The following is a 24897-nucleotide window of genomic DNA, read 5'->3' as shown; positions in this document are numbered from 1 at the left end:
GGCCCCGGTCATTTCAGGCCCGGCGTGCCGTCGAACTTTTTCTCCAGCCTGCTCCAGACATTGATGTATTCGGGCTGCATCGGTGCCTCATGGGCGGCATATTTGGTCAGATGCTGGGGGAACCGCGTCTCGAACATGAACGACATCGTCTCGGCCAGCTTGTGCGGAACCAGATCTCCGGTCGTGGCTTTGTCGAATGCATCGCGGTCGGGGCCATGCGGCAGCATGCAGTTGTGCAGGCTGATCCCGCCGGGCGCAAACCCCTGCGGCTTGGCGTCATAGACGCCGTGGATGTTGCCCATCAGCTCGGACATGATGTTCTTGTGGTACCATGGCGGGCGGAACGAATGTTCGGCGACCATCCAGCGGTCGCGGAACAGCACGAAATCGATGTTCGCGGTCCCGTCCTGTCCCGACGGCGCGGTCAGCACGGTGAAGATCGACGGGTCCGGATGGTCGAACAGGATCGCGCCAACTGGCGAATAGGTCCGCAGATCATACTTGTACGCGCAATAGTTGCCATGCCACGCGACCACGTCCAGCGGGCTGTGGTCGATCCAGGTCTCATGGAACTGGCCGCACCACTTGATGACCACGCGGGACCGGGCGTCGCGATCCTCGAACGCCGCGACGGGGGTCTTGAAGTCGCGCGGGTTGGCCAGACAGTTCGCGCCGATCGGGCCGCGGTCGGGCAGGTCAAACTTCTGACCATAGTTCTCGCAGACGAACCCGCGGGCGGGGCCGTCCAGCACCTCGACCCGGTAGACCAGGCCGCGGGGCAGGATCGCGATCTCTTGCGGCTGGACGTCGATGATGCCCAGCTCGGTACAGAACCGCAGGCGGCCCTGTTGCGGCACGACCAGCAACTCGCTGTCGGCGGAAAAGAAGTATTCGTCCTGCATCGATGCGGTGACCAGATAGACATGGGTGGCCATGCCGACCTGAATGTTCACGTCGCCCGCCGTGGTCATGGTCCGCATGCCGGTCAGCCAGGTCAGGTCGCCATCGGGCACCGGGATCGGGTCCCACCGATACTGGCCAAGACTGGTCACCCCCGGCAGGACGTGCGGCGCGGTCTTCCAATAGGGCAGGTCGATCGCCGCGAACCTTCCCGTGTGATGCACCGACGGACGGATACGATAGCACCATGTCCGCTCGTTCTGGCCGCGCGGCGCGGTAAAGGCGGTTCCCGACAACTGTTCCGCATACAGGCCATAATTGCATCGCTGCGGGCTGTTCTGGCCTTGGGGCAGCGCGTCCGGCAGGGCCTCGGTCTCGAAGTCGTTGCCAAAACCGGGCAGGTATCCGGGATGCGCACCCCGGCCTGCCGGGGCGCTGGTCATCCCCGAGGTCTGATCGCTGTCGCTCATCGCGGCACCCATTTCATTGCATCTGCAACGAATATAGCCACCCACCTCGCGATGCGTCAAGCGACGCGGCCTTGCGCAGGCCACGCGGGCCGTGAATGCTGACACCCTGACGGAACGGAGGCGGTCATGACCGACATGCGCATCGCGAAACTGGGGCCGGGCGATCTGGCCGCGTTCAAGGCGATCCGGCTGGAGGCGCTGCGCCTGGCGCCGACGGCGTTTGCGAACACCGAGGCCGACTGGTCAAGCCTGTCGGATGACGAATGGGCCAGCCGGATGGCGCATCCCGTCTTCGTCGCGTTCCGGGGACAGCACCCGGTCGGGATCATGGGCCTGTTTCCGCAGCGGGGCATAAAGCGGTCACACCGGGCGACGCTGATCATGGTCTATCTGCGCGACGACTTGCGCGGGACCGGGGTGGCGGATGATCTGCTGAACGCGGTCACTGATTTCGCCGCCGATGCCGGCATCAATCAGATCGAGCTGGCGGTGAACGACCACAACGACGCCGCCATCCGGTTCTATCAGCGCCACGGCTTTGTCCAGACAGGCCGGATTCCCGCCGCACTGATCGACGCCGGGCGCGAGGTCGACGAATTGCTGATGGTTCGACGGCTGCGCTATGTGGACAGCTCACTGGGATAATCCGAGTTATGCAACATAGCAGTCAGGCCCGGTCGTCCTTGGACGTACCGACGATGACATGGGTGACGATCGTGGTCAGGTCGGGAAAGCCGCCCAGAACTTCGTGGTGGAACTGCTTGTAGCTGGCAAGGTCGCGGCATTCGACACGCAGCAGGTATTCCACGGTCCCGGTGATGTTGTGGCATTCGACGACCTGCGGCGCGGCGGTGCAGCGCGCCTCGAACGCCATCTGGACCTGCGCGGTATGCCGTCCCAGCCCGACCAGCACAAAGGCCGCAAATCCGGTCTGGCGCGCTGCGCCACCCAATACGGCGCGATAGCCGGCGATGATGCCCTGACGCTCCATCGCCTCGACACGGCGCTGGCAGGTCGATGCAGACATGCCCACCCGTTCGGCCAGCGCCTGATGGGTGATGCGCCCGTCCATTCGCAGGACGCGCAGGATCTTTTCATCGACGGCGTCCATCACGAGGTTTTCCTGCATAATGGGCGCCAATATCGCGCAGATCGGGCCCATCCACCAGCCGCCATGTGGCACCATCCGCCGTAATCACGCAGGAGGCAGGAAATGGACGCGCTAATCGGACTGGTGGGGTTTGCGGCGGTGACGACAATCACGCCGGGGCCGAACAATGCGATGCTGATGGCATCGGGCGCGACGGTTGGGCTGCAGGGCAGCTGGCGGCATATGGCCGGGATCGTGCTGGGGTTCGCGGCGATGGTGCTGGTGCTGGGCATGGGGCTGGCCCCGGCGCTGCAGTCGGGCCCCGACCTGCGGCGGGTGATGCAGGCGGCGGGGCTTGCCTATGTGCTGTGGCTGGCTTGGAAAATCGCGCGCGCGCGACCGATGCAGGCTGGATCGGCGGGCCGTCCGGTCGGCCTGTGGCAGGCGGCGGCGTTCCAATGGGTGAACCCCAAGGCCTGGGCGATGGTGCTGGCCGCGCTGGCGACCTATGGCGCGGCGCTCGGCGGTCCGCTGCCGGTTGCTGCGACCTTTGCGGTCGTGGGTCTGCCCTGCCATGTGCTGTGGGTCGTGGCTGGCGCGCGGATCGCACGGCTGATCGACGCGCCAGAGCGGCTGCGCCTTTTCAATATCGCGATGGCGGGGGTAATGGTCCTGTCGATGCTGCCCGTTCTGCTAGCATAGCAGCGGACAAGGGGCGCGCCGGGCCGCAAGGGCCCGGCGCAAGGTCGTCACATCGCGGGCAGAACCGTCAGATCGCGGATCTGGCCTTCGGCGGCGATTTCGCCCGCAGCGGTGGCCGCACCGGTTTCCAGATCGACCGAATGGATGGTGTTGTTCGTCACCAGCCACGCCATGTTTGCGCCTTCGGCATCGGTCTGGACGTCGAACGCCATCATGTCGCCGGGGTTCTCGACGTTCAGCATGCCGATGGTGGCCAGCGTGCCGTCGTTCGGTGCGGTCTGCTGCAACAGCGCGCCCAGACCTGCGTCGATGTTGTACATCGCCGTCGCCTCGGGGGTGCCGTGGCTGTTGATATAGGCCGCAGCAGCGATCATCGGGCTGGCCTCGGCGTTCTCATCCTCGGGCACCCAGTTCAGGCTGCCGTCGACGGTGACTTCGCCCGTATCCACGTTCACGCGGTGGTTCGTGGTCCCGGTCATGAAGCGCAGGCGGTCGGCCATCGGGTTGAAATCGACGATGACGGGCATGTCGCCCATCTCCAGCGGGGTGTCCATGGTGGACAGGTCGGTGGCGGCACCGGTTGCGGTGTCGATGGTGACGATACGCATGTCGTCGGTCACGCCCACCAGCGTGTTGTTCGACGGGCGCAGGTCGATGCCCAACAGACGGTCGACGCCCTCGACATCCATCGTGCCGGTCACTTCCAGCGTTTCGGTGTCGAACATGACCAAGGTGCGGTCGTCGGTCAGGCCGACGCCGGTCGCGGCAGCAGCCGCCGAAATGGACAGCGCAAGAGCAGAGGTCGAGAATGCAGCAATGCGAAACATGGGAATGTTCCTTTCGGTTCAGCTTCTGTCACAGGCGGCGGTCTTCGCCGTCCTTGACCCGATGACGCGCCGCCCGCGAAACCGGATGCAAAAAAAGTTAGCCCGATCGCAAAATTTCCGGTCGCGTGAAAAGTGACCGTACAGGCGGTTGCAACCGCGCAACCTATCGCGTCAGGATACCCGCACGATCAGGAGAGTTTTCGTGACCGATGACACAAAACAGCGCAGCCGCCAGCTTGACCGGGCCTTGACCGCATGCGCCGACGGCCGCCCCGAAGGTATCGATGCGATCCTGGACATCGAGGGGTCGCAGTTGCTGGGCGTGGCACGCCGCATTTTGATCCGTCATGATCTGGCCGAGGAGGCGGTGCAGGACGCGATGGTGCTGATCTGGCGCAAGGCCGCCCAGCAGCGACAGGGCGAGGGGTCGTCGCGCGGTTGGATCTATGCGGTGCTGCGCAACCGCTGCCTGACGATCCTGCGCGATGGCAAACGCCTGTCCAGCCTGTCGCCGGACGAATTGACGCGCATGCAGGACGCCCGACAGGACCTGTGTCACGACGACGACTGGAAGTTGCTGGCCGGGACAGGCCGGCTTGGCGATTGTCTTGACGCGCTGGACGATCCGGCACGGCGCGCGATTCTGCTGGCGCATGTCGCGGGATACAGCCACGGAGAGATCTCGGCCCGACAGGGCGTGCCGCTTGGCACGGCGAAATCCTGGATCAGACGCGGCCTTGCGTCGCTGCGGGAGTGCCTTTCATGAGCGTGTTTCAGGATGACGTGGCTGCGTTCGCCGACGACTATGTACTGGGCCTGATGTCGCCGACCGAGGCGGATCTGTTCGAGGCCCTGATTGCTGCGGACCCCGCCCTGTCCGCGCATGTCGCACGCCTGCGCGACCAGCTGCTGCCGCTGGATCTGTCGGCCGAGGCGATGGCCCTGCCTGCGGACTTTTCCAGCCGCGTCGGGGCGATCATCGCGCAGACGCCGCAGGACGCGGCCCCTGCACCCACGCCGATGTCGTCGGACCCCACCATGATACCTGTCGCCGCCAACATGCCTCGCGCGCCGCGCCGTTGGCTGACAGGATTGGCCGCGTCGCTGGTCCTGGGGTTGGCCCTTGGATTTGGCGGCGCGATGCAGCGTCCTGTCCCCGCCCCGCAGGTGGTGGCCGTACTGCTGGACAACGAGGGCCAGCCGCGCGCCGTCATCGAGGATTACGGCAACGAGACGGCCCAAATCCGCTTTGTGTCCGACGTCGATGTCCCGCAGGGCTTTTCGATTCAGGCATGGACGCTGCCATCGGCGGAAATGGGACCACAGTCCCTGGGGGTGCTGGACGGGCCGCGTGCTGCTGCGTTGGTCGGTCCCGAACTGCCCGGCCCTGCCGACGCGCAGTTGTACGAGATCACGCTGGAACCCGAAGGCGGATCGCCCACCGGGCGTCCGACAGGGCCGGTCATCGCCAAGGGTCTGGCCGCGGCGCAGAACATCTGACGGATGCAAGGGAACGTGTGGCGGCCTGGTCGGTTAAGGGGGTGCAGCAACACCTCAAGGTATCCATGTCCTCAACGTTCGACCCCTCCGACCCGGCCCAATCCGACCTGATCTGTGACGTGGCCGTGATCGGCGCGGGTACCGCCGGCATTGCCGCCGAACGCGCCGCGCGCAAGGCGGGGAAACGGACCTTGATAATCGACCCGGAGTTTCGCGGCACCCTGTGTGCCAACACCGGGTGCATGCCGTCCAAGCTGTTGATCGCGGCATCGCATGCCGCCCATGCCGTCCGTCGCGCACCGGTTTTCGGCGTGCATTCCGGTGAACCGATGATTGACGGCCCCGCCGTCATGGCCCGCGTCCGTGCAGAACGCGATCGGTTTGTCGAATTCACCCGGGAAAGCTTTGACGATCTGCCCCAAGGCACCGCGATCCGTGCCCGCGCCCGGTTTCTCGGACCGACGCTGTTGGCGCTGGATGACGGTCGCCGCGTCCGGGCCGGCGCAGTCGTGATCGCCACCGGGTCCTCGGCGCTGGTACCGGAAACGTTTCGCGATCTTGGTCCCCGCATCCTGACGAACGAGACCATATTCGAACTGCCCGACCTGCCAGAGAGCCTTGCTGTGATCGGGGGCGGTCCCATCGGCTTGGAACTGGCGCAGGCGATGGGGCGTCTTGGCGTGTCGGTCACCTTGTTCGATCAGGGAACCCGCCTTGGCAAGGCGCGCTGCGATGTGGTCCACGATGCCCTACATGACGCCGTCGCGCGTGATATGACCCTGTGCCTTGGGGTGGAAACGGTAGCCAGCGCTGATGCTGACGGCATTCGGCTGACCTGGACGGGCGATGCGCAGGGTGAACAGGTGTTCAGCCACGTGCTTGTCGCCGTCGGACGCCCGCCGAACCTGTCGGATCTGGACCTGAAGGCATCGGGGCTAAAGCTGGACGATCATGGTACGCCAACGTCAGACCGTACCACATTGCAATGCGGCAGTGCCCCCGTGTTCATTGTCGGCGATGCAAACGCCGACGCCACGCTGCTGCACGAAGCATCGACCGAAGGCGCCATCGCGGGAGCAAACGCCGCGGCGTTTCCCGACGTGACCCCCCGCGAACGCAGCGTTGCATTTGCGCTGACGTTCACCGATCCGCCGTTGGCGATGGTCGGAACGGGTCCCGGCGATGGTGTCATCAGTGGTCGCAGCGATTATTCCAACCAGGGCCGGGCGCGTGCCGAGGCGCGGGCCGAAGGTGCCGTGACGCTTTATGCCGATGCACAGGGCCGGCTGAGCGGGGCGGACCTTTGCTGTCCCGGCGGCGATCATCTGGCGCATCTGCTGGCGTGGTCGGTCCAGTCGGGCGCCACAGCGACGGGACTGCTGGCAATGCCGTTCTACCACCCCACACTTGAAGAGGGTCTGAAGGCTGCCCTGCGACAGATCTGCAGTGAGACAAATCAGGCGGAACCCGCCGGGCGTGACTTCGGTACGCCTCCGGGTGCATAGGGTGCGGTCATGACGGAATCGATTCACGATCTGGGCCAGGGGTTCTGGTCGATCCGGGGCGATCTGCGCATGGGTGGCGTGTTGAATGTCGGCACGCAGGCGTCGCTGGTTCGCCTGCGGTCGGGAAGCTTTGTCATGCTGGACAGCTATCCACTGACAGGAACAGTCCGCGACACCGTGATGGCATTGACCGATGGGGGCCGCGCGGTACAAGCGGTGCTGAATCTGCATCCGTTCCACACGCTGCATTGTGCAGCCATTGCGCGCGATTTTCCGGATGCAGCCCTGTTTGGCGCGCATCGCCATCGTCTGCGCCATCCCGATCTGGCGTGGCGCCCCGAGGCGGTGGAATCGCCCGAGGTACAGGATATGTTCGCGGACGACCTAGTGTTCTCGATGCCGCGCGGCATCGACTATGTCAGCGCCAACGAACGTGTTCACGCCGGATCGCTGCTGGCATGGCACCCGGCCAGCCGGACATTGCATGTCGACGACACGATCAACCTGATGCCGGTGCCGCGCCGTCTGCGGGCGGTTTTTCCGGAACCGCGCGTGTTCCTGCACCCCACCCTGCCCCACGCGTTGCTGCCGCAGGCCGGGGCTGTGCGCGACTTCCGCGACTGGTTGCACGGGCTGGCGGCACTGACCCGCGACCTGCGTTGGTTATGTGCGGCGCATTCCGGTCTGCGCGAGTTCAAACCCGGACAGTTCAAGGTCGAGCTGGTTGCGGCGTACCGCCGCGTGGAGGACAAGCTGGCCAGAACAGAGGCACGCCGCGACTGATCTTGTGTTTCAACGATTGACGCGGTCTGATCGCCCCGACAGGGGACCGCGATGATCGATATGGGACAGTTGCCCGACGGGCGCAGGGTACAGGCCGTCGACCTCCAGGCCGGGCGGCTGAGCGCACGGGTGCTGACCCTTGGCGCAATCGTTCAGGACCTGCGGTTGCAGGACATCGATCGCCCGCTGGTGCTGGGACACCCCGATCCTGCGGCCTATCTGGGCGCGTTCCGCCATGTCGGCGCAATCGTCGGGCGGTTCGCGAACCGTATCGCCGGTGCGCGCATCCGCCTGTCGGGGCGCATGCATGATCTTGATCAGAACGACGCCCCGAATTGCCTGCATGGCGGCAGCAACGGTGCGTCGGCCCGGCTGTGGCGCATCACGCAGGCCCGCCCCGACGCAGTGACCCTCGCCCTCGATTTCGCGGATGGAGAGATGGGCTTTCCCGGCGCGATGCAGGCGGTGGCGACCCTGTCGCTGTCGGATCACGACGGCATCGCCGCGCTGACCGTCACGCTGCAGGCGACGGCCACCCGTCCGACACCCTGCAACCTGACGCATCACGGATACTGGACTCTGTCGCCGGATGGGGCCGCGGCCCAGATCCTGCAGGTCGATGCCGACCGCTATCTGCCCGTGGATCACGAACTGATCCCCCTGCCCGATGCCCCCGCGAACGTCGCGGGAACGCGGTTCGACTTTCGCCAGCCGCGGCCGGTCGGGCATGCGGGGCTGGACCACTGCTGGTGTCTGTCGGACAGACATGGCCCGTTGCGCCATGCCGCCAGCCTGATCGCGCCGGACGTCCGGCTGCGCGTGTTGACGACGGCGCCGGGGTTGCAGGTCTATGACGGGGGACATTTCCCGCAGGCGGGCATACCGGGCCATCCCGACCAACTGGCACGCCCCCAAGGCGCCGTCGCGTTCGAGGCGCAGGAATGGCCCGACGCCCCGAACCGCCCCGATTTCCCCCAGGCGATCCTGCGCCCCGGCGCCGTCTGGCGGACCACGACGCAATATGTTCTGGACCGCCCCTAGCCGACCGTGACCACGGCCTCGGCCTGTGGGAACTGCGGATGGCGGGCGGTGATGCGGATGGTCCCCGCATCGCCGGTCAGACGCAGCCACAGGCCCGTCGTGCCCCCCTGCAGCATGCGCAGGTCCGGCCCGATCAGGCGCGCGGGGCCCTCGACCGTGACGGCGATTGCGGCGTCCAGAAACGGCAACCGGTTCCCGACCTGATCCAGCGCGCGCAGCATCACCCGCAGGTCGATATCCGCATCCGCCGGCAGCCTGTCGCGGTCGGGCGCGACCTGCAGCGTGGTCGGCAACGGGTCGGCGACATAGTCGCGCACCGCCACCTGTTCGCCATTCAGCCAGCCGGTGATGCGACCCGGATGCCAGCTCATCCCCCACTGGCCCAGCTCCTCGGCGCTGATATGGCGATGGTCGATGATGACGGGCGGGTGCGGCAGGTGCGGGAACCGTTCCCGGTCGGGACCGACGCGGCGGGTCACGCCCGCGCATTCGAACTGGACCTCGTCACAGTTGGTCAGCACGATCAGGGGCAGGACGCCGCCGATATTGCGCTCGCCGCGCGCCCAGAAGGTCACAGGCTCCATCACGATGCCCTCGGACGGTGGCTTTTGGCTGCCATAGGCATGGGCCGCGAATTTCGGTTCGCGCCAGATGTCCATGACCCCATGATGACAGATGCGGTCGCCCGCGCCGAAATCCTTGTGCGTGTTGTAATCGAACATGCACCAGCCGATGCATCCGGAAATGGCCGGGTCGCCATGCGCGGCGTTCAGCACCTCCAGATGCCGGATCACGTGCTCCATCTGGCGCAGCTCCGGGTCCTGCGCCTTGGTCGGGAACATGTGGCCATTATATTCGGTGACCAGATAGGGCACCGGCGTCTTGATCCCCGTGACCTCGGGCACCGACCGCAGCGCGGTGCGCGGACGGTTGACCAGCGGCAGCTCGGATTCGTCCAGGATGAAATCATTCATCGTATAGACGTCCTCCAGCATCTCGCTGTCGGTGATGCAGCGCACGCCGCCGGTGGCCCGCGTCGGGTCCAGTTCACGCGCCAGCGCGTTGGTACGGGCATAGAAGTCGCCGTTGTCCGCGCTTTCGTTGATGCGCACGCCCCAGATCACGATGCTGGGGTGGTTCCAGTCGCGGGTGATCATGGCGCGAACGTTGTCCACGCTGCGGTCCTGCCACGCGTGGTCGCCGATATGCTGCCAGCCGGGGATCTCCTCGAACACCAGCAACCCGATCTCGTCGCAGCGGTCCAGAAACCACGGGCTTTGCGGATAGTGCGACGTTCGCACCATGTTGCAGCCCAGGTCATGGCGCACGATCTCGGCGTCGCGTTCCTGGGCGTGACGGCCCGCGGCATAGCCCTGATGCGGCCAGCTTTGATGCCGGTTCAACCCGCGCAGCTTGATCGGCTGGCCGTTCAGCAGGAACCCATGCGGCGTCCACTCCGCGGTGCGGAAACCAAAACGATGCCTGGTCACGTCGCCACTGTCAGGCAGGGTCAGTTCGACCGTGTAGAGCTGCGGGTTCCCTGGCGACCACAGCGACAGGCCGGTCAGGTTCGACAGCGTCAGGTCGCCCTGTCCCTCGGTCGCGGCGATCTCCCGGTCGCCGTCCAGCAGGCGGGCGCGCACCGCGCCGGGGCCAGTGACCTCGGGCTGGATCACGACGGTCTTTCTCTCCGACAGCGCATCGGGCGTCAGGATGCGGGCATTGGTCAGGTGCCGTTCCGGCAGCACCATCAACCAGACATCGCGATAGATGCCCGCATAGGTCAGATAGTCGATCTGGGCGCCAAAGGGCGGGATCGCCGGGTTTTCCGACCCGTCGATCCGCACCGTCACCAGGTTGTCGCCGGGGCGCAGATGGTTGGTCAGATCGGCGACAAAGGGCGTGTAGCCGTCAGGATGGGCCATGACCTGCGTGCCGTTCACCCAGACCACGCTGTCGGCCATTGCCCCGTCGAACCGCAGATGCACCCGGCGGCCCGCCCAGGCATCGTCCCACGCGATCGCGCGCTGATAGGTGAAGGCGCGCTGATAGGACGTTTCGTCAAAATAGCTCAGCGGCAGGTCGACCGCGTTATGCGGCAGGGCGACCGCGTCGCCCGCCAGTGGTGAAATGGGGTCGGCCGCGCCGCCGGCAAAGATCCAGCCGTGGTTCAGTTTTTCGACGGTCCGCATGATCACCACTCTGCAAAGCTGCCGTCGGCATGGCGCCAGACGGGGTTGCGCCAGCGGTGCCCCTGGGTGGCCATCTGGCGGACCTTGTCCTCGTTCACCTCGATGCCCAGGCCCGGCCCCTGCGGAATCGCGACAAAGCCGTCGTCATAGGCAAAGACCGACGGATCGGTCAGGTAATCCAGCAGGTCGCTGCCCTGATTGTAATGGATGCCAAGCGACTGTTCCTGGATAAAGGCGTTGTAGCACACCGCGTCCAGCTGCAGATTCGCCGCCAGCGCGATAGGCCCAAGCGGACAGTGCAGCGCCAGCGCCACGTCATGCGCCTCGGCCATGGCGGCGATGCGATAGGTCTCGGTGATGCCGCCTGCATGGCTAGGATCGGGTTGGATGATATCGACGAAACCGCCCTGCAGGATCGTCTTGAAATCCCACCGGGAATACAGGCGTTCGCCCAGTGCGATGGGGGTGGAGCAGTGGTTGGCAATCTCGCGCAGCGCCTCGACATGTTCGGACAGGACCGGTTCCTCGATGAACATCAGGCGAAAGGGTTCCAGCTCCTTGGCCAGCACCTTGGCCATCGGGCGATGGACGCGACCGTGGAAATCGATGCCGATGCCGAAATCGGGGCCCATCTCCTCGCGGATGGCCTGTACGCGGGCCAAGACCTGATCGACCTTGGCGTGGCTGTCGACAAACTGCATCTCCTCGGTGCCGTTCATCTTGACGGCGGTAAAGCCCCGGTCGCCGCAATCGCGGGCCATCCGCGCCGTGTCGCCCGGACGGTCGCCGCCGATCCATGAATAAACGCGGATGCGGTCGCGCAACTGTCCGCCCAGCAGGGCGTGGACCGGCACGCCTAGATCCTTGCCCTTGATGTCCCACAACGCCTGATCGATGCCCGCAATGGCCGACATGTGAATGCCGCCGCCGCGATAGAACCCGGCGCGGTACATCACCGTCCAGTGATCCTGAATCAGGCGCGGATCGCGCCCGATCAGATAATCGGACAACTCCTCGACGCAGGTGGCCACCGATGCGGCGCGACCCTCCAGCACAGGCTCGCCCCAACCGCTGATGCCCTCGTCGGTGCTGATTTTCACAAAGCACCAGCGGGGTGGCACGATAAAGGTTTCGACGGCGGTAATTTTCATGGGCGATCCTCATAGGCGGGGGCCGCGTGCTGGCGGCCCGTCAGAAAGGCATCGGCGACCAGGCGCAACGGGGCCAGGTCGCATTCGCTGTCACCCGCCGCGACCAGATCGCGGAAACGGGCGTAAAGACAAGCATATTCGCGGTTCTCTCCGGCGGATTTCACGCCCGGGGCAGTGAAACGCGCACCGCCCTCGGACAGGGTCGCGGGGCCAGCATCGGTTTCAAAGGCGATCTGCCAGGTCTCATCCCCCGTCACGCGCCAATCGAAATGCGCCGTGATGGGGTGACCCGCATCCAGCCGCAGATCGGCGGCGATCGGTGTCTGGCGGCCCGCGGGCACGTGCAGATCGGCACCGACCAGCCGCACCGCGGGGATCAATGCGGTCAGGATCGACAGCGCATTGATGCCGGGGTCAAACACGCCCAGGCCCCCGGCCTGCCAGATCCAGTCCTGGCCGGGATGCCATTTACGCACATCCTCGCACCAGTCGATGCGGACGTCGCGAATGCGCGTGCCCGCCAGCCACTGTCGGGCGGCGTCCACTGCCGCCGCCTCGCGCGAATGCCATGTGGCGAACATCGTGACACCCTGCCGCGCGGCCTCTGTCTGCAGCACGGCTATCTCTGACAGGGTCGCGCCGGGAGGTTTTTCCAGCATCAGGTGACGGCCCGCACGCAGCACGGCCATGGCCTGATCGAACCGCCCCTGCGGCGGGGTGCACAGCGACACGGCGTCCACGTCCGCCAGCAGGTCGGACACGTCGCGGTGGTTCGCGACCCCCTCCAGCGTTGCGTTGCGGCTGGCGATGGCGGTCAGGGTCAGACCACCCGTCGCGGCGATGGCGGGCAGGTGCTGGGCGCGTGCGATGGTGCCCAGGCCCACGATTCCGACACGCAGGCTCATCTCAGCCGCTGCCCGGTATCGGCGTCGAAAAAGAACGCATCGGCTGCGTCGAATGCCAGGCCGACGCTGCCGCCGCCAGCCGGGTTCAACCGCTGCGTGGTTTGCACGACCAGCTTTTCGCCCGTGGGCGCGCGCAGATGCGCAAAGGTGGTGCCGCCCAGGTTTTCGGCCAGATCCACGCGGAACGGGCCTTGCGGCGTCAGGGTCAACGCGTCGGGGCGCAGCCCGATCTCGACCGCGCGACCCTCAGTCAGCGACGGGCCGGATCGATCCAGCCGGGCATCAAAGGCGGGTGCCACCACCTGACCACCCTGCACGCGCCCCGCGACAAAATTCATCGCCGGGCTGCCGATGAAGCCCGCGACAAAACGGTTGTCGGGGTCGTCGTACAGCTCCATCGGGCTGCCGACCTGTTCGATCCGGCCCGACCGCAGGACGACGATCTTGTCGGCCATGGTCATCGCCTCGACCTGATCATGGGTGACATAGATCATCGTCGCGCCCAGCTCGCGGTGCAGGCGCGCGATCTCGGCCCGCATCTCGACGCGCAGCTCGGCGTCCAGATTGGACAGCGGCTCGTCGAACAGAAAGACCTTGGGGCCGCGCACGATGGCGCGCCCGATGGCCACACGCTGACGCTGGCCGCCCGACAGGTTGGCAGGCTTGCGGTCCAGCAGCGGGTCCAACTTCAGGATGCGTGCGGCCTCGGCCACCTTGGTGGCGATCTGGGCCTTGGGGTGGCCGTTCATCTTCAGGCCGAAACCCATGTTCTGGGCGACCGTCATGTGCGGGTACAGCGCATAGGTCTGAAACACCATCGCCACGCCCCGATCGGCCGGGTCGGCATCGGTGACGTCCTGATCCTCGATCCGGATCTGGCCGGCGCTGGTCTCCTCCAGCCCCGCGATCATCCGCAACAAGGTCGATTTCCCGCAACCGGACGGTCCCACGAACACGCAGAACTCTCCCTGGTCGACTTGCAGATCGACGCCGTGGATGACCCGCACGGGGCCGAAATCCTTGGTGACGCGACTTAACTGGACGCCGGACATGGCAACCTCATGCTTGCTTGTGTTCGGGGAACCGCCAGGTATCGGCGGTCGCGGCGATTTGCGCCGCAGCCTGGGTCACAGGACCGGCCAGTGCCAAAAGCTGGTCGCGGCTGGTCGTGGCCGTTGTTGTGGTCACGGAAATTGCGCCCAGAATGCGCCCGGTCCCGGACAGGATCGGTGCGGCAAGGCAGGCGATACCCGTCTCGTGTTCCTCGTCGTCCAGCGCATAGCCGCGCTGGCGGATGCGAACCAACTCGTCGCGCAGGGCGTCGGGCGTGGTCAGCGTGTTGGGCGTATGCGCGTGATACGATTGCCGCGACAGCGCTGCGGCCAGCTTGTCCTCGGGCAGGTGGGCCAGCATCGCCTTGCCCACGCCGGTGCAATAGGCGGGACCGATCTTGCCCGATTGGGCGAACATCTCGACCGGCTTTTTGGCGTTACGCTTGTCCACGTACAGCACGGAACCGTTGTCCAGTTGCGCCAGATGGACCGTCTGCCCCAGATCGACGGCCAGCCGGTCCAAGACCTGTTGCGCGACCGGCGCCAGACTGGATTGCGCCCAGGCCGAATGGGCCAGCCGCACCAACCGCATGCCGGGGGCATAGGTCTGACGATCCTCGTCATAGGCCAGCATGTCCTGATGGGTCAGCGCCTGCAGGAACCGGTACAACGTCGCCTTGGGCAGGCCCGCCACAAGCATGATCTCGGCAAAGCGCGCCGGGCGACCGAACGCCGCCACAAGGTCCAGCACCGCCAGCGTGCGGCCCACCGTACCATCCGTCGTTTCGCGTCCCTGCCCCGCCACGCCATCCTCCCTCGTTGTTGACAGGCTATGCGATTCGAAGCATAGTTTCAATATTCAAAACTAAGTTTCAACATGTGGAACAAAAATGGGAGGGAGACCATGGTCCATCTGAGAAAAGGGCTGGTGCTGGCGATGCTGCTTGCCACCACCGCCCCGGCCTTTGCGCAAAGCCGTGTGCTGGTGTTCAACACCGACGCGTCCGACCCCGCACCAAAGGCCGCATTTGACCAGCTGATCGCGGATTTCGAGGCCGAGTACCCTGAAATCGACGTGCAGGTGAACATGTTCGACCACGAGGGATACAAGACCGCGATCCGCAATTTCCTGACCGCAGATGCGCCCGATCTGGCGAACTGGTATGCGGGCAACCGGATGAGCCCGTTTGTTCAGGCGAACCAGTTCATGGACGTGTCCGACATCTGGACCCAGAACAACCTGACCGAAACCCTGGGTTCGGCGCTGTCGTCGATGACGATCGACGGCAAGCAATGGGGCATCCCCTATACGTACTATCAATGGGGCATCTACACCAACAAGGACGTGTATGCGCAGGTCGGCGTCGAACCCGCCGAAACCTGGGACGAGTTCATTGCCAACTGCGAACAGTTCCAGGCGGCCGGGATCGACTGCCTGACCACCGGGTCCAAGGCGCTGTGGCCGGTCGCGGGTCTGTTCGACTATCTGTCGCTGCGCACCAACGGCTATGACTGGCACATGCAGCTGACCAACGGGGAAATCCCCTGGACGGACGACAGCGTGCGCGCGGTGTTCGCCGAATTCGCCAAGGTTCTGCCCTATGTATCGGCCAATCACGCCGCCATCGACTGGCAGGATGCAGTGTCGAACCTGGTCCAGGGCAAGGCCGCGAACTATGTCATGGGCAACTTTGCCGTGGCGGCGTTCAAGGATGGCGGCATGACGGACGAGACGTTGGGCTTCATGCCCTTCCCGACCATTAACGCCGACATCCCGCGGGCCGAGGATGCGCCGACCGACACGGTCCACATCCCCGCCGGCGCCAAGAACCCCGAGGATGCCAAGCTGTTCCTGACGTTCATGGCGCGCCCGGACGTGCAGACCAAGATGAACGAGACGCTTGGCCAGCTGCCCATCAATGCCGAAAGCAGCGTGGGCGACGATCCGTTCCTGCAGGCCGGGTTCGAGCTGCTGTCGACCGCCGAGGGTGGCATATCGCAGTTCTTTGACCGCGACGCACCGCCGGAGATGGCCAAGGCCGGGATGGAGGGGTTCCAGGAATTCATGGTCCGCCCCGAACGTCTGGACGCCATCCTTGAACGGTTGGAGCGGATGCGCCAGCGCGTTCACGCCCAATGATCCCGTCGCGGGCAGGGACATCCCTGCCCGCGCGTTTTCCCGCAAGATGAAGGTGGCCCCATGACCGCCCTGCCCGACACCCCACGACCGCGACGCCGGTCCCGCCGTCAGTTGACGCCATGGCTGTTTCTGGCGCCGGGATTGCTGATGTTCTCGGTCTACGTGATCATTCCGATCTTTCAGTCGGTCTGGGTCAGCTTTCACGATTGGGACGGCCTGGGCCCGATGACCTGGGTCGGCCTGGCCAATTATGACGAGCTGTGGTGGGACGAGGCGTTCTATACCAGCCTTAAAAACAACATCATCTGGCTGGCACTGTACCTGTTGGCGGTGCCCCTGGGTCTGATGATCGCGCTGTTCCTGAACCAGACGATCCGCGGTATCCGCATCTACAAGTCGCTGTTCTTCTTTCCCTTTGTCATCAGCCAGGTCGTGGTGGGACTGATCTTTTCGTGGTTCTATGCACCGGGGTTCGGACTGTTTTACGTGTTGATCGAATGGGTCACCGGCACCGGCGTCGCGGTTCTGGCCGACGAACGCTATGTCACCTATGGCATCATCGCGGCGGGCCTGTGGCCACAGATCGCGTATTGCATGATCCTGTATCTGACCGGCCTGAACGCCGTGGCCCCCGACCAGATAGAGGCCGCGCGGCTGGACGGTGCGCGGGGCTGGCGGATGCTGTGGCACGTCGTGCTGCCGCAATTGCGCCCCGCGACCTTCATCGCGGTGGTCGTGACCGTCATCGGCGCCCTGCGCAGCTTTGATCTGGTCAGCATCATGACATCGGGCGGGCCGTTCGGGTCGTCGCGGGTGCTGTCCTACTACATGTACGAACAGGCGCTGTCGGAATACGGCTATCGCATGGGGTATGGCGCGGCCATCGCGGTCGTCCTGTTCGCGATCATGATGATCTTCATCTCGGGCTTCATCTGGAAGATGTGGCGCGACGAGAAAGGGGTCTGACCCATGTTTCCCCGTCCCATCCAGACGATGTCCCCCGCGGCGCAGCGCACGTATAAGATCGTGCTGCCGATCATGCTGGTCCTGTGGCTGCTGCCGCTGTTGGGGGTTGCCATGACCTCGGTGCGCCCGTCGGGCGACCTGGCCGCGGGCAACTATTTCGGCATGCCGTCGCGTTTCGCGTGGGAGAACTATGCCGACGTGTTCCGCAATTCGCCGCTGGCGCAGTACCTGTGGAACAGTTTCCGCATCACCATTCCGGTGATGATCGGCGCGGTGGGCCTGTCCTGCCTGACCGGGTTCGCGCTGGCGGTCTACAGGTTCCGCCTGTCACTGGTGGTGTTCTTCATGTTCGTGGCGGGCAATTTCGTGCCCTTTCAGATCCTGATGGTGCCGGTGCGCGACCTGACGGTGGACCTGGGGCTGTACAACACGATCACCGGGCTGGCGCTGTTCCACATCGCGTTCCAGACCGGGTTCTGCACGCTGTTCATGCGCAATTTCATCAAGGCCCTGCCGCGCGAACTGATCGAGGCCGCCCGCGTCGAGGGCGTCACCGAATGGCAGATCTTCTGGCACATCGTGCTGCCGCTGGTGCGGCCCGCCATCGCGGCGCTGTCCGTGCTGGTCTTTACCTTTATCTGGAACGACTATTTCTGGGCCATGGTGCTGACCACGGGCGCGGATACACAGCCGGTCACGGCGGGGCTGAACAGCCTGAACGGCCAATGGATCGCCGCCTGGCATCTGGTCAGCGCGGGGTCGATCCTAGCCGCCATGCCGCCGGTCCTGATGTTCTTTCTGATGCAGCGGCATTTCATCGCCGGCCTGACCCTGGGTGCCGTGAAATGAGCGTCTGGCGCATCGACACGCCCACCCAGACCATGGTGCTGGGCAGCGATGGCGGCATGGCCTGTTGCCATTACTGGGGCGCGCCCCTGCCCTTGGACACCGACCTTGCCGCGCTGGTCGTGGCGGGGGCGGGCGGCATCACCGGCGGCATGCTGGATGCCCTGCCGCCCCTGTCCCTGATCCCCGAAGCGCGGCGCAGCTTTCCGGGCCAGCCGGGGCTGGTGGCGTTCCAGAACGGGCTGCCGCTGGAGCCGGACTGGCGTCTGGACAGTGCCGATCAGGGCGATGCGCTGATCCTGCGCCACACGGCGCCGGGGTTGCGGCTGGATGTGACCATTCGCGCGATGGATCATGGGCTGATCGGGCTGTGCGCCCGGCTGTCGTCGGATACGGAACTGACATTGCACCATCTGGCGCTGGCGCTGCCGGTTCCTGCGCACCTGTCCGAATTGACCGAACTGGCAGGCCGCTGGACCCGGGAATTTCAGCCGGTGACGACCACGCTGGACCACGGTGCCCGCCTGCGCGATGCGCGCACCGGGCGGTCGGGGCATGAACATCCGCCGCATCTGTGGATGACCACCCCCGGCACGACCAACACGGTCGGAGAGGCCGTGGCCCTGCATTACGGCTGGTCCGGCGGTCACCGCATGCTGGTCGAGGCCCTGCCCGAAGGCCGCCGCCAGATCCAGCTGGGCCATGCATCGGGGTCCGAACGCGCGCCCGGCACCGTGTTCCAGACGGCAGAGATCTGGCTGGCGCGCGGCGATCAGGGCCTGAACAGCGTGGCGATACCGTTTCAGCGCGCCATCCGCGACGCCCTGCCCCACGCCCGCCAGCCCCGCCCGGTGCATTACAACGGCTGGGAGGCGATCTATTTCCGCCACGACGCCGACGAACTGGCCGACATTGCCGAACGTGCCGCCGCCCTGGGGGCCGAACGATTTGTTCTGGACGACGGCTGGTTCGGCCGGCGCGACGACGATACGTCGTCCCTGGGCGACTGGACCATCGATCCGCGCAAGCATCCCCATGGGTTCGCGCCGCTGATCGACAAGGTTCGCGCGCTGAACATGCGTTTCGGCCTGTGGTTCGAACCCGAGATGATCAATGAGGACAGCGACCTGTACCGCGCCCATCCGGACTGGGTGCTGGGGCCGGCGGACCAGATCCGGGGGCGCAACCAGCTGCATCTGGACCTGTCGCGGGACGACGTGCGCGACCATCTGTGCAACCACATCGGCGCGATCCTGACCGCGTGGGACATCGACTATGTCAAATGGGACCACAACCGCCTGACACCCTTTCCCGACGCAGGCCAGACGCGCGGCGTCTATGCGCTGTTCGACCGGCTGCGGGCAGCCCATCCCGGGGTCGAATTCGAAAGCTGCGCGTCCGGCGGCGGGCGGATCGATGCGGGCATCCTGACCCGCTGCGGCCGCGTCTGGCTGTCGGACAGCAATGATGCGATCGAACGGCTGCGCATTCAGCATCACGCCGCGATGTTGCTGCCCGCCTGCGTGACAGGCAGCCATGTCGGTCCGCGCGACTGCCACACGTCCGGGCGGGTGCTGCCGATGGGCCTGCGCGCCTGGACGGCCGCGCAACGGCACATGGGGTTCGAGATGGACCCCCGCGAACTGACCGACGCCGAATCCGACACCCTGACCCGCGTGACCGCATGGTGGAAGGCCAACCGCGGCTGGATGATGGCGGGCGACATCTGGCGGCTGGACCGCCCCGCGGGCAGCCTGGCCGAGATGCAGTTGGCCGCCGACGGCCACCGTCTGGTGGTCTTTGCCGCCCAGATCGACGCGCCTCTGGCCCTCCAACCGCCGCCGTTGCGGCTGACCGGGCTGGACCCCCGCGCAACCTATCGCCTGACGATGCTGGAACATCCCGTGGGTCACCACAGTTCCGCTGTTGCGCTGTCGCGGGGTGCGGTGACCCTGTCCGGCGCAGCGCTGATGGCGCAGGGGGTTGCCCTGCCCCCGTCATTTCCGCAAACCATCGCCGTGATCGAAGGGACGCGCCTGTGACGATAGACTGGATTGCCGCCGATTGGGGCACGACCAACCTGCGACTGTGGGCCATGTCGGGCCGCCGCGTGGTCGACACCCGCAGCAGCGATCAGGGCATGGGCGGCCTGACCCCGGACCGGTTCGGGGCCGTGCTGGCACAGGCGACCGACGGCTGGCCCGCCGTGCCGGTCATCGCCTGCGGTATGGTCGGGTCGCGCCAGGGTTGGGTCGAGGCGCCTTATGCCCCCGTTCCCTGCCCCGTCGCGCCGCGCCTGGTCGCGGTTCCGGGCGATCCGGGGGGACGACCTGTGCGCATCGTCTGCGGCATCCGTCAGGACAACCCCGCCGACGTGATGCGCGGAGAAGAGACGCAGATCGCGGGCCTTCTGGCGCTGGACCCCGAATTCGACGGCATCGCCTGCCTTCCGGGTACGCATACCAAATGGGTCCGGATCTCTGCCGGGGAAATCTGCAATTTCAAAAGCTTCATGACCGGAGAGCTGTTCGGCCTGATTGCCGACCATTCGGTGCTGCGCCATTCGGTCGGCGGCGACGACTGCGACCCCGCGCTGTTCCTCGAGGCGGTGTCGGACGCCATGAGCAGACCCGAACGCGGCTATGCCGGCCTGTTCCAGCTGCGCGCCGAATCGCTGTTGTCCGGGCTGGACCCGGCAGCGGCGCGGGCGCGTCTTTCGGGCACGCTGATCGGGTGGGAAATGGCCGCCGCCCGGCCCTGGTGGCTGGGATCGCAGGTCACCATCATCGGCGCCCCCGCGCTGTCCACCCTCTATGCGAACGCGCTGTCCGCACAGGGCGTGCCCGCCGCGCGCATGTCGGTCCAGGATGCCACGCTTGCCGGGCTGTCCGCCGCCCACCGCCATTTTCTGCAAGGATAATCCATGTCCCGCCCCCTGATCGCCATCCTTCGCGGCCTGACGCCGCAGGACGCACCCGCCATCGGCCATGCCCTGATTCGGGCCGGAATCACCCGACTGGAGGTGCCGCTGAACTCTCCGGACCCGTTGGACAGCATCGCCATTCTGACGCAGGAATTCGACGATGTGGCACAGGTCGGCGCGGGCACCGTGCTGAGTGCTGACCAGGTCCGGGCCGTCCGTGACGCGGGTGGCCGCATGGTTCTGTCGCCCAACTGCGATGCGGACGTGATCCGCGCGACCGTTGCCGCAGGCATGGCCAGCTATCCCGGCGTCATGACCCCGACCGAAGCCTTTGCCGCCCTGTCCGCCGGTGCCACCGGGCTCAAGCTGTTTCCCGGCGAACTGATCGGCCCCAAAGGCCTGCGCGCCATGCGGGCGGTGCTGCCCGCCGGGACCCAGTGCTGGGCCGTCGGCGGCGTGTCCGCAGACACCATGGCCGAATGGCGCCGTGCGGGGGCTGCAGGGTTCGGGATCGGGTCCAGCCTGTACATGCCCGGCGACAGTGCCGACACCGTGGCGGCCAAGGCCGCGGCCATTGTCGCCGCATGGGAGGTCAGCGCATGATCTTTGACGACACCCCCTGCACCTTGGGCGAAGGCGCGCTGTGGCATCCCGACCGCCAGTCGATGATCTGGTTCGACATCATCGGTCGGCGGATGTTCGAAAAGCCGCTGGACGGCGTGCGCCGCCACTGGGACTTTGCCGACCCCGTCTCGGCGGCGGGCATCGTCGATGCGGACCGGGTCATCGTCGCGTCCAGCCGGGCCCTGTCGCTGTTCGACCTGCGCGACGGGACCGCGCAGGTTCTGGTCCCGCTGGAGGCCGACAACCCCGTCACCCGCAGCAACGATGGCCGCGCCGATCCGCAGGGCGGATACTGGATCGGCACGATGGGGCTGAACGCCGAACCCGGTGCCGGATCGATCTGGCGGTTCCACCGGGGCGAACTGCGCCTGCTGTTTCCCGACATCACCATCACGAACGCGATCTGCTTTTCCCCGGACGGCGATCTGGCGCATTTCGCCGGTACCGACCGGTCGACCATCTGGCAGGTCAGGCTGGACCGCGACGGATGGCCCGTGGGCGATCCGCAGGTGTTCATCGACCTTTCGGCCGAAGGGCTGAACCCTGACGGCGCGGTGATCGATGCCGATGGCGGGCTGTGGTCGGCACAATGGGGTGCGGGGCGCGTTGCGCGCTATGACCGGCAGGGGCAGTTCGACCGGGCGATCGATTTGCCCGCGCCGCATGTGTCCTGTCCGGCCTTTGGCGGCCCGGACCTGACGACGCTGTTCGCGACGACCGCGCGGCAGGGTCTGGACGACCCGCGCGACACGGACGGCTGCACCTATGCGGTGCCCGCCGGCGTCACGGGCCAGCGGGAGCACCGGGTGATCCTGGACTAGACCTCGACGGTGATCCGGCCCATCGGGTTGGAGCAACAGGCCAGGATCCAGCCCTCGGCGATGTCCTCATCGCTGATGCCGCCGTTGTGGACCATGTGCACCTCTCCGGCGGTCTTGCGGATCCGGCAGGTGCCGCACAGCCCGAACGTACAGCCGGACGGGATGTTCAGCCCGGCCCGCTTGGCCACGGCCAGCACGGTGTCGGTTTCTGCGCACGCCGCCGTCACGCCGCTGGACGCAAAGATCACCTGGGCGCGGGCGTCGTCGTCGGGGGTCACGTCCTCGATCACCGGGGCCTCGGCCTCGGTCGCGACGGGGGCCCCGAAACTCTCCTGATGATACCGCTCCATGTCATAGCCAAGCGAGATCAGCATCTCTCGGACGGCCTGCATGAACGGTTCGGGTCCGCAACAGAACACCTCGCGGTCCAGATAGTCAGGGGCCATCAGGCCCAGCATCAGGCTGTTCAGCCGCCCCTGATAACCGTGCCAGACGCGGAACGGCTCGGGCTGTTCCACGGTCAGGCGCAGTTGCAGCCCCGGCACGCGGGCCACGTAATGTTCCAGCTGATCGCGAAAGATGATGTCGGACGGGCGCTGTGCGGCATGCACGAAAACGATGTCGGTGTCCTGTGCCTGATCCCAGGCCCAGGTGGTCATCGACATCATCGGCGTGATGCCCGACCCGGCAGAGATGAACAGATATTTCGGCGCCGGATGGCGGTGAAAACTGAACAGGCCGTTCGGGCCGAATGCCCTGATCCGCATGCCCGGTTTCAGCTGATCCAACATCCAGCGCGTGCCTATGGAGGTCGATTGCGCTTTGACGGTAACGGATATCGACAGCGGCCGCGACGGAGAAGAGCTGATCGTATAGGTCCGCTGGACGTTTCCGGCCTGCCCGCGCGCGGGATCGACGGGCAGATCCAGCGTCACGAACTGACCGGGCTGATAATCGAACCACGCCCCCGACGGGGCCCGAAAGATGAACGTCGCGGTGTCGCGCGTTTCCGGCACGACCATGACGCATTCCAGCGGCTCGTCATCGGACCACGGTTCCGCGGCCCAGTTCAGGCGGGGTTTCGCCATCTATTCGGCCGCCTGCTGCAGCCCAAGACGCGATGCCATCACACCGCAATACCAGTCGATCAAGTGGATCACCCCGGCCTCCTGGCTGGGGGAATAGGGCCCGGGTTCATAGGCGGGCGACAGGATGCCGGCCTGATTCTCCTCGACCACCTGACGATCCTCATCGTTGGTGTTCAGCCAGACGCGGGTCAGCGTTTCCAGATCATAGTCGACCCCTTCGACCGCGTCCTTGTGGACCAGCCAGTTGGTCGTGACCTGAGTCTCGGTCGGGCTGATCGGCAGGATGCGGAAGACGATCGCATGATCGGCCAGGAAATGATTCCAGGACGACGGAAAGTGATAGAACATCAGGCTGCCCGCTTCGTTCCAGGGCATCGTGCCCATCCGCCGCGCCACTGCGGCCTTGCCCGACAGGGTAAAGCTTTCCTGATGGTCCATCAGTGGCACCCGGGCCATGCGCCATTGCATGTCGGCGGCGTTCACGAACCGGGACGGCAGGTTGGCCGCGTCGCATTTGGTCCAGTGGTCCAGAATTTCGGGCGAGGCTGCGTTCGGCCCCTCCATCACCGTCATCAGCGGATCGTCGGAATAGGTGCGGCACAGGGACGGATGGCTGCCGCTGCAGTGATAGCACTCGCGGTTGTTTTCCATCACCAGTTTCCAGTTGCCGTTCTCGACGATGGTCGAGCTGAAAGCGACCTTGGCATCCGCCAGCCCCGACGGCGCCGCATACCGGATCAGGTTGGCTGCCAGTTCGTTGATGGCGGGGGGCACTTGGGCCAGGCAGATGAAGACCATGCCATTCAGGTCAACGCAATGCACTGATTTCAAGCTGTATTTCGACGGATCGAAATCAGGGCCCATGTCGCGGGCGAACAGCAGCTTGCCGTTCAGATCGTAGGTCCATTGGTGATAGGGGCAGACCAGTTTCGGATTGGTCCCGTTCGATTTCGCGCACAACCGCTGGCCACGGTGGCGACAGACGTTGTGAAAGGCGCGGATGCGGCCGTCGGCACCGCGGGTGACGATGACCGGATACTGGCCGACCTGCATGGTGATGTAGCTGCCCGTCTTGGGCAGCTCGCAGCTGGGTCCGGCGAACAGCCATTCGCGGTACCAGATCTGTTCAAGGTCATCCTGAAACGTCTGCTGCCCGCAATACAGATCGCGCGGCAGCGCATGGCCGGGAAGACGCGCGGCGATCAGCTGGGCTGTGGTCAAGTCGGAGGTCTGGGTCATGGCGCTGCTCGGGGGTCCGGTGTGGCTTTCGCCCCAAATTAGTCGTCGGCAAACGACAGGGCGGCAGAATTGCGACATTCTGCCAGCAGAAACGGACATCGGCATCGACGCCTCGCATTTGAGGCAGAAAGC

24 protein-coding genes are annotated in these 24897 nt (G+C 65.7%); 14 read left to right on the top strand and 10 right to left on the bottom strand.

Annotation, left to right across the window (positions count from 1 at the left end; genetic code table 11):
• Nucleotides 1-8 precede the first annotated feature (8 nt).
• Complete coding sequence (gene hmgA / locus ACJJVR_RS11110; protein ID WP_405404566.1) at nucleotides 9-1370, bottom strand: homogentisate 1,2-dioxygenase; 1362 nt, start codon at nucleotides 1368-1370, stop codon at nucleotides 9-11.
• A 126-nt stretch (nucleotides 1371-1496) separates the two neighbouring features.
• On the opposite strand from hmgA, the gene ACJJVR_RS11105 reads away from it, so the two are divergent.
• Entirely contained in the window at nucleotides 1497-2015 is a 519-nt protein-coding gene (locus ACJJVR_RS11105; RefSeq protein ID WP_405404565.1) for a GNAT family N-acetyltransferase, read from the top strand.
• Nucleotides 2016-2037: 22 nt separating this feature from the next.
• On the opposite strand, the gene ACJJVR_RS11100 is transcribed toward ACJJVR_RS11105, so the two are convergent.
• Nucleotides 2038-2481: an Lrp/AsnC family transcriptional regulator gene (locus tag ACJJVR_RS11100; RefSeq protein ID WP_405404563.1), complete on the bottom strand. Its 444-nt coding sequence runs from the start codon at nucleotides 2479-2481 to the stop codon at nucleotides 2038-2040.
• 102 nt (nucleotides 2482-2583) lie between these two features.
• On the opposite strand from ACJJVR_RS11100, the gene ACJJVR_RS11095 reads away from it, so the two are divergent.
• On the top strand, nucleotides 2584-3162 hold the full coding sequence (locus ACJJVR_RS11095) for a LysE family translocator (RefSeq protein WP_405404562.1): 579 nt from the start codon (nucleotides 2584-2586) through the stop codon (nucleotides 3160-3162).
• A 47-nt stretch (nucleotides 3163-3209) separates the two neighbouring features.
• On the opposite strand, the gene ACJJVR_RS11090 is transcribed toward ACJJVR_RS11095, so the two are convergent.
• Complete coding sequence (locus tag ACJJVR_RS11090; RefSeq protein WP_405404561.1) at nucleotides 3210-3989, bottom strand: DUF4394 domain-containing protein; 780 nt, start codon at nucleotides 3987-3989, stop codon at nucleotides 3210-3212.
• Nucleotides 3990-4191: 202 nt separating this feature from the next.
• Here ACJJVR_RS11090 and ACJJVR_RS11085 point away from each other — a divergent pair, with 202 nt between their 5' ends.
• The 5 genes from ACJJVR_RS11085 (at nucleotide 4192) to ACJJVR_RS11065 (ending at nucleotide 8818) form a co-directional block, all read left to right on the top strand.
• Nucleotides 4192-4755, top strand: coding sequence for a sigma-70 family RNA polymerase sigma factor (locus ACJJVR_RS11085; protein WP_405404560.1), 564 nt, complete (start codon nucleotides 4192-4194; stop codon nucleotides 4753-4755).
• A complete protein-coding gene (locus tag ACJJVR_RS11080; RefSeq protein WP_405404558.1) occupies nucleotides 4752-5489 on the top strand; it encodes an anti-sigma factor domain-containing protein in 738 nt (245 codons plus the stop codon). Before ACJJVR_RS11085 ends, ACJJVR_RS11080 begins: the two co-directional genes overlap by 4 nt.
• Nucleotides 5490-5554: 65 nt before the next feature.
• Nucleotides 5555-6994 carry a dihydrolipoyl dehydrogenase gene (locus ACJJVR_RS11075; protein ID WP_405404556.1) on the top strand — a complete coding sequence of 480 codons (1440 nt, stop codon included), beginning with the start codon at nucleotides 5555-5557 and terminating at the stop codon, nucleotides 6992-6994.
• A 9-nt stretch (nucleotides 6995-7003) separates the two neighbouring features.
• The gene (locus ACJJVR_RS11070; RefSeq protein ID WP_405404555.1) at nucleotides 7004-7777 is read left to right on the top strand and encodes a hypothetical protein; all 774 of its coding nucleotides are present in this window, start codon (nucleotides 7004-7006) and stop codon (nucleotides 7775-7777) included.
• A gap of 51 nt (nucleotides 7778-7828) precedes the next feature.
• On the top strand, nucleotides 7829-8818 hold the full coding sequence (locus ACJJVR_RS11065) for an aldose epimerase family protein (protein WP_405404553.1): 990 nt from the start codon (nucleotides 7829-7831) through the stop codon (nucleotides 8816-8818).
• On the opposite strand, the gene ACJJVR_RS11060 is transcribed toward ACJJVR_RS11065, so the two are convergent.
• Genes ACJJVR_RS11060 through ACJJVR_RS11040 form a run of 5 tightly spaced genes read right to left on the bottom strand, consistent with a single transcriptional unit; the run spans nucleotide 8815 to nucleotide 14923 of the window.
• Nucleotides 8815-11010, bottom strand: a complete 2196-nt coding sequence (locus ACJJVR_RS11060) for a glycoside hydrolase family 2 protein (protein WP_405404552.1) — start codon at nucleotides 11008-11010, stop codon at nucleotides 8815-8817. The genes ACJJVR_RS11065 and ACJJVR_RS11060 overlap by 4 nt on opposite strands.
• A gap of 2 nt (nucleotides 11011-11012) precedes the next feature.
• Complete coding sequence (gene dgoD, locus ACJJVR_RS11055) at nucleotides 11013-12161, bottom strand: galactonate dehydratase (RefSeq protein ID WP_405404551.1); 1149 nt, start codon at nucleotides 12159-12161, stop codon at nucleotides 11013-11015.
• Complete coding sequence (locus ACJJVR_RS11050; RefSeq protein WP_405404549.1) at nucleotides 12158-13066, bottom strand: Gfo/Idh/MocA family protein; 909 nt, start codon at nucleotides 13064-13066, stop codon at nucleotides 12158-12160. The genes dgoD and ACJJVR_RS11050 overlap by 4 nt, the downstream gene beginning before the upstream one ends.
• The gene (locus ACJJVR_RS11045) at nucleotides 13063-14118 is read right to left on the bottom strand and encodes an ABC transporter ATP-binding protein (RefSeq protein ID WP_405404547.1); all 1056 of its coding nucleotides are present in this window, start codon (nucleotides 14116-14118) and stop codon (nucleotides 13063-13065) included. Before ACJJVR_RS11045 ends, ACJJVR_RS11050 begins: the two co-directional genes overlap by 4 nt.
• 7 nt (nucleotides 14119-14125) lie before the next feature.
• Complete coding sequence (locus ACJJVR_RS11040; RefSeq protein ID WP_405404545.1) at nucleotides 14126-14923, bottom strand: IclR family transcriptional regulator; 798 nt, start codon at nucleotides 14921-14923, stop codon at nucleotides 14126-14128.
• A 99-nt stretch (nucleotides 14924-15022) separates the two neighbouring features.
• On the opposite strand from ACJJVR_RS11040, the gene ACJJVR_RS11035 reads away from it, so the two are divergent.
• Genes ACJJVR_RS11035 through ACJJVR_RS11005 form a run of 7 tightly spaced genes read left to right on the top strand, consistent with a single transcriptional unit; the run spans nucleotide 15023 to nucleotide 22438 of the window.
• Nucleotides 15023-16258, top strand: a complete 1236-nt coding sequence (locus tag ACJJVR_RS11035) for an ABC transporter substrate-binding protein (RefSeq protein WP_405404544.1) — start codon at nucleotides 15023-15025, stop codon at nucleotides 16256-16258.
• A gap of 60 nt (nucleotides 16259-16318) precedes the next feature.
• Nucleotides 16319-17224 carry a carbohydrate ABC transporter permease gene (locus tag ACJJVR_RS11030; RefSeq protein ID WP_405404543.1) on the top strand — a complete coding sequence of 302 codons (906 nt, stop codon included), beginning with the start codon at nucleotides 16319-16321 and terminating at the stop codon, nucleotides 17222-17224.
• A 3-nt stretch (nucleotides 17225-17227) separates the two neighbouring features.
• Complete coding sequence (locus ACJJVR_RS11025; RefSeq protein WP_405404542.1) at nucleotides 17228-18073, top strand: carbohydrate ABC transporter permease; 846 nt, start codon at nucleotides 17228-17230, stop codon at nucleotides 18071-18073.
• Nucleotides 18070-20112 (top strand): alpha-galactosidase, encoded by a 2043-nt coding sequence (locus ACJJVR_RS11020; protein ID WP_405404541.1) that lies wholly within the window; start codon nucleotides 18070-18072, stop codon nucleotides 20110-20112. The genes ACJJVR_RS11025 and ACJJVR_RS11020 overlap by 4 nt, the downstream gene beginning before the upstream one ends.
• Nucleotides 20109-20990 carry a 2-dehydro-3-deoxygalactonokinase gene (locus ACJJVR_RS11015; RefSeq protein WP_405404540.1) on the top strand — a complete coding sequence of 294 codons (882 nt, stop codon included), beginning with the start codon at nucleotides 20109-20111 and terminating at the stop codon, nucleotides 20988-20990. Before ACJJVR_RS11020 ends, ACJJVR_RS11015 begins: the two co-directional genes overlap by 4 nt.
• Before the next feature lie 3 nt (nucleotides 20991-20993).
• Nucleotides 20994-21596 carry a 2-dehydro-3-deoxy-6-phosphogalactonate aldolase gene (locus ACJJVR_RS11010; RefSeq protein WP_405404539.1) on the top strand — a complete coding sequence of 201 codons (603 nt, stop codon included), beginning with the start codon at nucleotides 20994-20996 and terminating at the stop codon, nucleotides 21594-21596.
• The gene (locus ACJJVR_RS11005; protein WP_405404538.1) at nucleotides 21593-22438 is read left to right on the top strand and encodes an SMP-30/gluconolactonase/LRE family protein; all 846 of its coding nucleotides are present in this window, start codon (nucleotides 21593-21595) and stop codon (nucleotides 22436-22438) included. The genes ACJJVR_RS11010 and ACJJVR_RS11005 overlap by 4 nt, the downstream gene beginning before the upstream one ends.
• On the opposite strand, the gene ACJJVR_RS11000 is transcribed toward ACJJVR_RS11005, so the two are convergent.
• Nucleotides 22435-23526 carry a 2Fe-2S iron-sulfur cluster-binding protein gene (locus tag ACJJVR_RS11000; protein ID WP_405404536.1) on the bottom strand — a complete coding sequence of 364 codons (1092 nt, stop codon included), beginning with the start codon at nucleotides 23524-23526 and terminating at the stop codon, nucleotides 22435-22437. The genes ACJJVR_RS11005 and ACJJVR_RS11000 overlap by 4 nt on opposite strands.
• Nucleotides 23527-24765, bottom strand: a complete 1239-nt coding sequence (locus ACJJVR_RS10995) for an SRPBCC family protein (RefSeq protein ID WP_405404535.1) — start codon at nucleotides 24763-24765, stop codon at nucleotides 23527-23529. It abuts the gene before it with no gap.
• Nucleotides 24766-24897: the final 132 nt, after the last annotated feature.

It is taken from the genome of Paracoccus sp. Ld10 (assembly GCF_045064235.1).
Lineage (GTDB): Bacteria > Pseudomonadota > Alphaproteobacteria > Rhodobacterales > Rhodobacteraceae > Paracoccus.
This window is presented reverse-complemented; position numbering and strand designations above follow the sequence as displayed.

Bases quoted from the DNA above. Each gene is read 5' to 3' on its own strand.
- hmgA (WP_405404566.1), bottom strand. From the start codon at position 1,370: ATGAGCGACAGCGATCAGACCTCGGGGATGACCAGCGCCCCGGCAGGC.
- ACJJVR_RS11105 (WP_405404565.1), top strand. From the start codon at position 1,497: ATGACCGACATGCGCATCGCGAAACTGGGGCCGGGCGATCTGGCCGCG.
- ACJJVR_RS11100 (WP_405404563.1), bottom strand. From the start codon at position 2,481: ATGGACGCCGTCGATGAAAAGATCCTGCGCGTCCTGCGAATGGACGGG.
- ACJJVR_RS11095 (WP_405404562.1), top strand. From the start codon at position 2,584: ATGGACGCGCTAATCGGACTGGTGGGGTTTGCGGCGGTGACGACAATC.
- ACJJVR_RS11090 (WP_405404561.1), bottom strand. From the start codon at position 3,989: ATGTTTCGCATTGCTGCATTCTCGACCTCTGCTCTTGCGCTGTCCATT.
- ACJJVR_RS11080 (WP_405404558.1), top strand. From the start codon at position 4,752: ATGAGCGTGTTTCAGGATGACGTGGCTGCGTTCGCCGACGACTATGTA.
- ACJJVR_RS11075 (WP_405404556.1), top strand. From the start codon at position 5,555: ATGTCCTCAACGTTCGACCCCTCCGACCCGGCCCAATCCGACCTGATC.
- ACJJVR_RS11070 (WP_405404555.1), top strand. From the start codon at position 7,004: ATGACGGAATCGATTCACGATCTGGGCCAGGGGTTCTGGTCGATCCGG.
- ACJJVR_RS11065 (WP_405404553.1), top strand. From the start codon at position 7,829: ATGATCGATATGGGACAGTTGCCCGACGGGCGCAGGGTACAGGCCGTC.
- ACJJVR_RS11060 (WP_405404552.1), bottom strand. From the start codon at position 11,010: ATGCGGACCGTCGAAAAACTGAACCACGGCTGGATCTTTGCCGGCGGC.
- dgoD (WP_405404551.1), bottom strand. From the start codon at position 12,161: ATGAAAATTACCGCCGTCGAAACCTTTATCGTGCCACCCCGCTGGTGC.
- ACJJVR_RS11050 (WP_405404549.1), bottom strand. From the start codon at position 13,066: ATGAGCCTGCGTGTCGGAATCGTGGGCCTGGGCACCATCGCACGCGCC.
- ACJJVR_RS11045 (WP_405404547.1), bottom strand. From the start codon at position 14,118: ATGTCCGGCGTCCAGTTAAGTCGCGTCACCAAGGATTTCGGCCCCGTG.
- ACJJVR_RS11035 (WP_405404544.1), top strand. From the start codon at position 15,023: ATGGTCCATCTGAGAAAAGGGCTGGTGCTGGCGATGCTGCTTGCCACC.
- ACJJVR_RS11030 (WP_405404543.1), top strand. From the start codon at position 16,319: ATGACCGCCCTGCCCGACACCCCACGACCGCGACGCCGGTCCCGCCGT.
- ACJJVR_RS11025 (WP_405404542.1), top strand. From the start codon at position 17,228: ATGTTTCCCCGTCCCATCCAGACGATGTCCCCCGCGGCGCAGCGCACG.
- ACJJVR_RS11020 (WP_405404541.1), top strand. From the start codon at position 18,070: ATGAGCGTCTGGCGCATCGACACGCCCACCCAGACCATGGTGCTGGGC.
- ACJJVR_RS11010 (WP_405404539.1), top strand. From the start codon at position 20,994: ATGTCCCGCCCCCTGATCGCCATCCTTCGCGGCCTGACGCCGCAGGAC.
- ACJJVR_RS11005 (WP_405404538.1), top strand. From the start codon at position 21,593: ATGATCTTTGACGACACCCCCTGCACCTTGGGCGAAGGCGCGCTGTGG.
- ACJJVR_RS11000 (WP_405404536.1), bottom strand. From the start codon at position 23,526: ATGGCGAAACCCCGCCTGAACTGGGCCGCGGAACCGTGGTCCGATGAC.
- ACJJVR_RS10995 (WP_405404535.1), bottom strand. From the start codon at position 24,765: ATGACCCAGACCTCCGACTTGACCACAGCCCAGCTGATCGCCGCGCGT.